Here is a 7,408-nt window from a genome sequence, read left to right as displayed (position 1 = left end):
CCCGTCCAGTCTATCCCGTGCCGGCCCGATGCCCGCCGAGGCGGTGCGCCGGGGCCGCGGGGCGGCGTCGTCGGCTCAGTCCAGGGGCGCGCCGGTGAGCGCGCGGACCTGCTCCTCGGTGATGCCGGGCGCGGTCTCCACGAGCGCCAGGCGGGGCTGTTCCGGGGTGCCGACGACGTCGATCACGGCCAGGTCCGTGATGATGCGGTCGACGACGGCGCGGCCGGTCAGCGGCAGGGTGCACTGGTCGACGATCTTGGGGGTGCCGTCCTTGGACACGTGGTCCATCATGACGATCACGCGGCCGGCGCCGTGGACGAGGTCCATCGCACCGCCCATGCCCTTGACCATCTTGCCGGGCACCATCCAGTTGGCCAGGTCGCCCGCGGCGGAGACCTCCATGCCGCCCAGGACGGCGACGTCGATCTTGCCGCCGCGGATCATGCCGAAGCTCAGCGCGGAGTCGAAGAAGGACGCCCCCGGGTTCACGGTGACGGTCTCCTTGCCCGCGTTGATCAGGTCCGGGTCCACGGCGTCCTCCGTGGGGTACGGGCCCGTGCCGAGGATGCCGTTCTCGGACTGCAGCACCACGGACCGCCCGGCGGGGATGTGGTTGGGGATCAGCGTGGGCATGCCGATGCCGAGGTTGACGTAGGCGCCGTCCGGCAGCTCCTGCGCGGCGCGGGCCGCCATCTGGTCGCGGCTCAGGCCCCGGGGGCGCCCGGTGGTCTGCTCGCTCATGCCCGCCCCTCCCCCGACGCGCGCACGGTGCGCTTCTCGATCCGCTTCTCGATGTCCGTGCCGACCTCCACGATCCGGTGCACGAAGACACCGGGCAGGTGCACGTCATCCGGGTCGATCTCGCCGGGCTCGACGAGCTCCTCCACCTGCGCGATGCACACGCGGCCGGCCATGGCCGCGGGCGGGCCGAACTGGCGGGTGGCCTTGCGGAACACGAGGTTGCCGTGGCGGTCGCCCTTCCACGCGTGCACGAGGGAGAAGTCGGTGACGATGGAGCGTTCGAGCACATAGGTCTCGGGCTCGTCCGGGGTCTGGCTGAGGTAGCCCTCGCCGAGCACGAACGTGTCCGTGGGCTTGGCCTGCGAGGACTTCACCACGGTGCCGTCCGCGTCGTAGCGCATGGGCAGGCCGCCTTCGGCCACCTGGGTGCCGACGCCGGAGCGGGTGTAGAACGCCGGGATGCCGGCGCCGCCGGCGCGGAGCTTCTCCGCGAGGGTGCCCTGCGGGACGAGCTCCACCTCGAGCTCGCCCTTGAGGTACTGGCGGGCGAACTCCTTGTTCTCCCCCACATAGGAGGAGGTCATCTTCCGCAGCCGGCGCGCGCCGAGCAGGATGCCCAGGCCCCAGCCGTCCACGCCGCAGTTGTTGGAGACGACGGACAGGTCCGTGGCGCCCTGCTCGAGCAGGGCCTCGATGAGCTGCACGGGGTTGCCGGAGAGCCCGAAGCCGCCGACGGCCAGGGACGCGCCGTCCGGCACGTCCGCCACCGCCTCGGCGGGCGTGGCCACGGTCTTGTCGAGAGCCATGTCCGGGGTCCTTTCTGTCAGGGGCGGTCTGTCAGCGGAAGAGGATCAGGGCCTCGCCCTGGCCGCCGCCGCCGCAGAGCGAGACGGCCGCGCGGCCGCCGTCGCGCCGGTCGAGCTCGAGGGCGGCGTGCAGGGCCAGCCGGGCGCCGGAGGCGCCGATCGGGTGGCCCAGGGCGATGGCGCCGCCGTGGATGTTGGTCTTCTCGTGCGGGTAGCCGAGGTCGCGCAGGGACTGCACGGCCACCGCGCCGAACGCCTCGTTGATCTCGATGAAGTCAAGGTCGGCCACGTCCCAGCCCTGCTTCCGCACGGCGGCGTTGATCGCGTCCGAGGGCTGGGAGTGCAGCTGCGAGCTGTCCGGGCCGGCGGTCTGGCCGGGTGCGCCCACCGTGGCGAGGATCGTCAGGCCCTTCTCCTCGGCGAAGGCCCGCGAGGTCACCACGAGGGCGGCGGCGCCGTCGGACAGGGGCGAGGAGTTGCCGGCCGTGATGGTGCCGTCCTTCGCGAACGCCGGGCGCAGGGCGCCCAGCGACTCGGCGGTCGTGTCCGGGCGGACCCCTTCGTCCTGGGAGACGACCAGCGGGTCGCCCTTGCGCTGCGGGATCTCCACCGGGGCGATCTCGCCCTCGAAGACGCCCTCGGACTGGGCCCGGGCGGCCCGCTGGTGCGAGGCCGCGGCGACCTCGTCCTGCTCGGCGCGGGCGATGTTCCGCTCGCCGTTGCCGGACTCGGTCAGCTCGCCCATGGCCTCGTGGCTCAGGGAGTCGGTGAGGCCGTCCCACGCGACGGCGTCGAGCATGGTGGCCGGGCCGTACTTGAAGCCCTTGCGCGCGCCGGGCAGCAGGTGCGGGGCGTTGGTCATGGACTCCTGACCGCCGGCCACCACCACGTCCGCCTCGCCGAGGCGGATGAGACGGGCGGCGTCGATCACGGCGGTGAGGCCGGACAGGCACACCTTGTTGATCGTCATGGCCGGGACGTTCCACGGGATGCCCGCGGCGAGCGCGGACTGGCGGGCCGGGTTCTGGCCCGCGCCGGCCTGCACGACCTGGCCCATGTAGACCATGTCCACGTCCTCGGGGGCCACGCCGGCGCGCTCGAGCGCGTGCGTGATCGCGTGGGCGCCCAGGTCCACGGCGCGCAGGTCGGCCTGCTGCGAGAGCAGCCGGGTGAAGGGCGTGCGGGCACCGCCCACGATCACGGCATCGGTGGGCTGAGGCTGGGGCAGCTCGGCGGTCATGCGGTCCTCCTGGGACGTTCAACTCGGTTCATCACGATTCACTCAAATGCAGTCTATGACCCCGGTCACAGGCGCGCCAGGGAGCGACGCGTCTGTGACGGCGCGCCGCGGCACAGGGACCACGACGGCCCGCACCCGCAGCGCGCGGGTGCGGGCCGTCGTCGGGACGTCCGGGGATCGGGCCGGAGCCTCAGAGGCCCTGGCCGGTGGGCGAGACGAGGATCTTCACGGCCGTCTCGTTGTGGTGGATGAGGGTCTCGAAGCCCTGGTCGACCAGGTCGTCGAGGCCGATCTTGCCGGTGATGAACGGCGCGAGGTCCACGGCGCCGTCCTCGACCATGCGGATGGTGTCCGCGTGGTCGTTCGCGTACGCGATGGTGCCGCGCAGGTCGATCTCCTTCATCACCAGCTTGTGCAGGGCCACGGCGGGCTCGTGGCCCCAGATGGACTCGTTGACGATCACCCCGCCGGGACGCACCGCGTCCAGCAGCATGTCCAGCACCACGTCCACCGAGGTGCACTCGAAGCCCACGTCCGCGCCCTGGCCGTCGTGCAGCTCGCGGATCTTCGCGGGCACGTCCACCTCGCGGGGGTCGAATGCCTCGTCTACCACGCCGGCCTCGAGCACCTTCTGGCGGCGCAGCTCCGAGAGCTCGGAGACGTACACCGTCAGGCCCTTGCCCTTGAGCACGGCCGCCGTGAGCGCGCCGATGGGGCCGGCGCCACCGATCACTGCCACGCCCGACGTCGGAGAGCCGGCCCGCACCCACGCGTGGTGGGCCACGGAGAGCGGCTCGATGAGCGCGGCCTGGTCGAGAGGCACGGAGTCGGCCACCGGGTGGACCCAGCGGCGCTGCACCGCGATCTGCTCGGCCAGTCCGCCGCCGTCGCCGCCCAGGCCGATGAAGTTCATGTCCGGCGCGAGGTTGTAGTCCGGTCGGTCCCGGTCCTCCTCGCGCACGATGTACGGCTCCACGACGACCTTCTGGCCGACCTCGAGGTCCGTGACGCCCTCGCCCAGGGCGGCGACGGTGCCGGACATCTCGTGGCCGAGCGTGACGGGGGCGGCGTCGCCGGAGATCGGGTGCGGGTGCCCGGCCGGCGGGATGAAGATCGGGCCCTCGAGGTACTCGTGCAGGTCCGTGCCGCAGATGCCGCACCACGCGACGTCCACGAGGACCTGCCCCGGGCCGGCCGTGGGCGAGTCGATCTCCTCGATGCGGATGTCCTTCTTGCCGTGCCAACGGGCGGCGCGCATGGTCATGCTGGTCGACCTCCTGGGTGGGAATGGAGTCTGGTGCCGGACCGGCGCGCGGGGGCGCCTGCCCGGTGCTTCGAGCATCCCACCGGGCCGGTCTCCCGGGCCAGGCCCGAGGCCCCTGCGGGGGCTTGAACGGCGACGCCGGCCGGCGCCTCACTGCGGAGGTGCGGGCCGGCGTCGTGGTGGCCTGGGCGGCGGGGCCGCGCCGTGGGGCTCAGTCCTCCTGGGCGGCCTTGACCTGCTCGGCGCGCCAGCGGATCCCGGCGTCCACGAAATCGTCGATGTGGCCGTCGAACACGGAGGAGGGGTTGCCCTCCTCGTGGCCCGTGCGCAGGTCCTTGACCATCTGGTACGGGTTCAGCACGTAGGAGCGCATCTGGTCGCCCCAGGACGCCTTGACGTCGCCGGCCATCTCCTTCTTCTTCGCGTCCTCCTCGGCCTTGCGCAGCAGCAGCAGACGGGACTGGAGCACGCGCAGGGCGGCGGCACGGTTCTGGATCTGCGACTTCTCGTTCTGCATGGACACGACGATGCCGGTGGGCAGGTGCGTCATGCGGACGGCGGAGTCCGTGGTGTTCACGGACTGGCCGCCGGGGCCCGAGGAGCGGAACACGTCCACCTTGATCTCGGACTCGGGGATCTCGATGGAGTCGTCCGACTCGATCAGCGGCACCACCTCGACCGCCGCGAAGGACGTCTGGCGGCGGCCCTGGTTGTCGAAGGGGCTGATGCGCACGAGGCGGTGCGTGCCGGCCTCCACGGAGAGGGTGCCGAACGCGTAGGGCGCGTTGACCTCGAAGGTTACGGACTTCAGGCCGGCCTCCTCCGCGTAGGAGGTGTCCATGACCTTGGTGGACCAGCCGCGCTGCTCGGCCCAGCGCAGGTACATGCGCATGAGGGTCTCGGCGAAGTCGGCCGCGTCCACGCCGCCGGCGCCCGCGCGGATGGTCACGACGGCGTCGCGCTGGTCGTACTCGCCGCTGAGCAGCGTGACGACCTCGAGTTCCTCCAGGGCCTTGCGGATGGAGGTCAGCTCCTGGTTCGCGTCGTCGAGGAGGGAGGGCTCGTCCTCCTCCGCGGCGAGCTCGACCATGGTCTCCAGGTCCTCGATGCGGCTCTCCAGGGAGGTGATGCGCTTGAGGTCCGTCTGACGGTGGGAGAGCTTGGAGGTGACCTTCTGGGCCTCCTCCGGGTCGTCCCAGAGGTCCGGTGCGGAGGCCTGCTGCTCCAGTTCGGCGATGTCCGCCTTGATGCGGTCGAGGTCCGAGACCTGCTCGATGGAGGCCAGGGTGTGGCGCAGGGAGTCGATCTCCGCGGAGAAGTCAGTGTCAGCCATGATTCGGCCAGCCTACCGCGTGGGGTGGACGCCGGTCGCGGCCGGTGACGACGAGTCCTCCCGGGCCGAGACCCGCGCGACGTCCAGGAACAGCGGTGCGGTGGGGAGCAGGTGGGGTTCGGGAAGGTGGGTCGCCGGAGGGCCGCCGGCCCACCGTCCCCGTCTGGTCAGCGGAGGCGCAGCCGCTGGCCCGGGTGGATCTCGGTGGTCAACGTGGCGCCGTTCAGGCTGAGCAGCTGGGTGACCGGGACGCCCGTGGCGCGGGACACCGCGTACCAGCCCTGGCCGGGGAGCACGGTGTAGGTGGCCGGCGTCGTCGTGGTGGAGGTGGTGGGCAGCAGCAGGGTCTGGCCGATGCGGATCACGTACGGGTCGGAGATCTTGTTGAGGGTGGCCAGCGCCTGCCAGCCGCCGGTAACCCCGTAGCGGATGGCGATGAGGCTCAGGGTGTCGCCGGCCTGGACCGTGACGGTCCGGGGTGTCGTGGACCGCAGCACCGGCGCGGTGTCCACGGCGAGGCGGACCAGACGCGCGTAAACGCTCGCACCCTGCCCGCGGGGGTGGATGCGGTCCTCGCGGAAGTCCGTCACGTAGGCCGAGGCTCGCTTCCAGTCCGCCACCACCACGCGGCTGGGGTAGGTGGCGGCGAGGTTGCGCATCGCCGTGTTGGTGGACGTCTCCCAGGCGACCGGGCCGGAGGCCGTGACCAGCACGAGTGTGCGTCCGGTCCCGACGAGGTTCATCGCCTGGCGGACCTGGGTGGCCGTGGCACCGCCGTCGTTCACGCCGAGGCCGAGCACGACGACGTCACCGAGGCGGCCGGCCTGCTTGAGCTCGGCCAGGCGTGTCAGGCCCTGGGCGAAGGTGCGGCCCTCGCGGGCGTCGATGGTCAGGCCCGGCATTTCGAGGTTCATCAGGGACGCCGCGCCGAGGGCGATGGAGTCGCCGATCACGGTCACCCGGCGACCGGCCGAGGAGGGGGCCATCGGCCCGGAGTAGGGGGTGCCGGTGCGCGAGGTGGCCGGCAGGTGCTTCGAAACGGCCGGAAGGACGAGGGGTTGGCCGGCGCGGATCGCGGTGCTGGTCGTGGCGCCGTTGGCACGGAGCAGGTCCGCGAGTTCGACGCCCACGCGTGGGGCGATGTACGCCCACGTGTCCCCAGACTGGGCCAGGTAGGTGCCCGGCGCGAGCCCTGTGGTCGCGGTGGTGGTCGTCGTCCCGGAGGTGGAGGTGACCGCCGGGGCGGCCGGGGCCGCGGAGACCAGGGCGGCGACGACGAGGACGGAGGCGCCGAGGCGCGTGCCGAGGATGGAGCGGTTCATGCGGGGCTTTCAGGCGGGGAGGACGGGCTTCCGCCGGACTGACCACTCGAGACGTGCGTCACACCGGATGCGGTCAGATCAGTGTACGGCGCGCGGGACGTCTCGACGCGTTGCCCGCTTCGGAGGGGCACACATGATCGGTCGGCGGCGGGCGCGCGGTCAGCGGTGGGAAGCCTGGGTGGCCACGGTCGCGTGCCAGCGGCGGATCGCCGCCGCGACGGCCTCGGGCTCCGTGACGTGCGGCCAGTGGCCCGTGCTGACATCGACGACGGTGGCGTGCTGCGTGACCGCGTCCAGGTCCCGTTGGTGGACGTCCCGGGTGCTGCGCACGTATAGCGTCGGGACGGTGATGCCGGCCCAGAGGGCACGGGTGTCCGCGGCGAGGACGGCGGCCCAGAGCTCGCGCATCGGATGGTCCGGCGTGGCGTCCAGGTCGGTCAGGATCCGCTCGCGCCACGGCTCCGGGACGAGGAGGTCCCGCGCGAGCGAGGCGCGGAGCACGCTCCGCCAGTCCGGGCGGGCGGCGAGGCGGGCCTTGGCCGCCCGGGCGGCCAGGGCGGTGTCCGTCACCGGGACGTTCGAGTAGATGACCACGAGGGCGCGGGGCCGCACCAGCCCGTCGGCGACGGCGCGCAGCGCGATGACCCCGCCCGTGCTGTGGCCGATCAGCAGCCCCGGCACGGGGCCGGCCTGCGCCGCCCA

7 protein-coding genes are annotated in these 7,408 nt (G+C 72.5%); all 7 read right to left on the bottom strand.

Annotation, left to right across the window (positions count from 1 at the left end; genetic code table 11):
• Positions 1-75 precede the first annotated feature (75 nt).
• Positions 76-741: a CoA transferase subunit B gene (locus tag HMPREF3105_RS06055; protein WP_036381762.1), complete on the bottom strand. Its 666-nt coding sequence runs from the start codon at positions 739-741 to the stop codon at positions 76-78.
• Entirely contained in the window at positions 738-1,547 is an 810-nt protein-coding gene (locus HMPREF3105_RS06050) for a CoA transferase subunit A (protein WP_041104295.1), read from the bottom strand. Before HMPREF3105_RS06050 ends, HMPREF3105_RS06055 begins: the two co-directional genes overlap by 4 nt.
• Before the next feature lie 31 nt (positions 1,548-1,578).
• Positions 1,579-2,787 (bottom strand): acetyl-CoA C-acetyltransferase, encoded by a 1,209-nt coding sequence (locus HMPREF3105_RS06045; RefSeq protein WP_070708977.1) that lies wholly within the window; start codon positions 2,785-2,787, stop codon positions 1,579-1,581.
• Between the two features lie 190 nt (positions 2,788-2,977).
• Positions 2,978-4,045: a 2,3-butanediol dehydrogenase gene (locus HMPREF3105_RS06040; RefSeq protein ID WP_041104337.1), complete on the bottom strand. Its 1,068-nt coding sequence runs from the start codon at positions 4,043-4,045 to the stop codon at positions 2,978-2,980.
• A gap of 217 nt (positions 4,046-4,262) precedes the next feature.
• Entirely contained in the window at positions 4,263-5,384 is a 1,122-nt protein-coding gene (gene prfB / locus HMPREF3105_RS06035; protein ID WP_049147200.1) for a peptide chain release factor 2, read from the bottom strand.
• Between the two features lie 167 nt (positions 5,385-5,551).
• Complete coding sequence (locus HMPREF3105_RS06030; protein WP_070708976.1) at positions 5,552-6,706, bottom strand: LysM peptidoglycan-binding domain-containing protein; 1,155 nt, start codon at positions 6,704-6,706, stop codon at positions 5,552-5,554.
• 159 nt (positions 6,707-6,865) lie between these two features.
• Positions 6,866-7,408: alpha/beta fold hydrolase (locus HMPREF3105_RS06025; RefSeq protein ID WP_070708975.1), on the bottom strand; the 543-nt coding region annotated here is incomplete at its 5' end.

This window comes from Micrococcus sp. HMSC31B01 (assembly GCF_001816085.1).
GTDB classification, from domain to species: Bacteria; Actinomycetota; Actinomycetes; order Actinomycetales; family Micrococcaceae; genus Micrococcus; species Micrococcus luteus.
Note: the sequence above shows the minus strand (reverse complement) of the source record. Positions and strands in the feature narration are given on the sequence as shown.

What these genes read in the sequence shown, in the direction of transcription:
- prfB (WP_049147200.1), bottom strand. Translation starts at nt 5,384, where the DNA reads ATGGCTGACACTGACTTCTCCGCGGAGATCGACTCCCTGCGCCACACC.
- HMPREF3105_RS06055 (WP_036381762.1), bottom strand. Translation starts at nt 741, where the DNA reads ATGAGCGAGCAGACCACCGGGCGCCCCCGGGGCCTGAGCCGCGACCAG.
- HMPREF3105_RS06030 (WP_070708976.1), bottom strand. Translation starts at nt 6,706, where the DNA reads ATGAACCGCTCCATCCTCGGCACGCGCCTCGGCGCCTCCGTCCTCGTC.
- HMPREF3105_RS06045 (WP_070708977.1), bottom strand. Translation starts at nt 2,787, where the DNA reads ATGACCGCCGAGCTGCCCCAGCCTCAGCCCACCGATGCCGTGATCGTG.
- HMPREF3105_RS06050 (WP_041104295.1), bottom strand. Translation starts at nt 1,547, where the DNA reads ATGGCTCTCGACAAGACCGTGGCCACGCCCGCCGAGGCGGTGGCGGAC.
- HMPREF3105_RS06040 (WP_041104337.1), bottom strand. Translation starts at nt 4,045, where the DNA reads ATGCGCGCCGCCCGTTGGCACGGCAAGAAGGACATCCGCATCGAGGAG.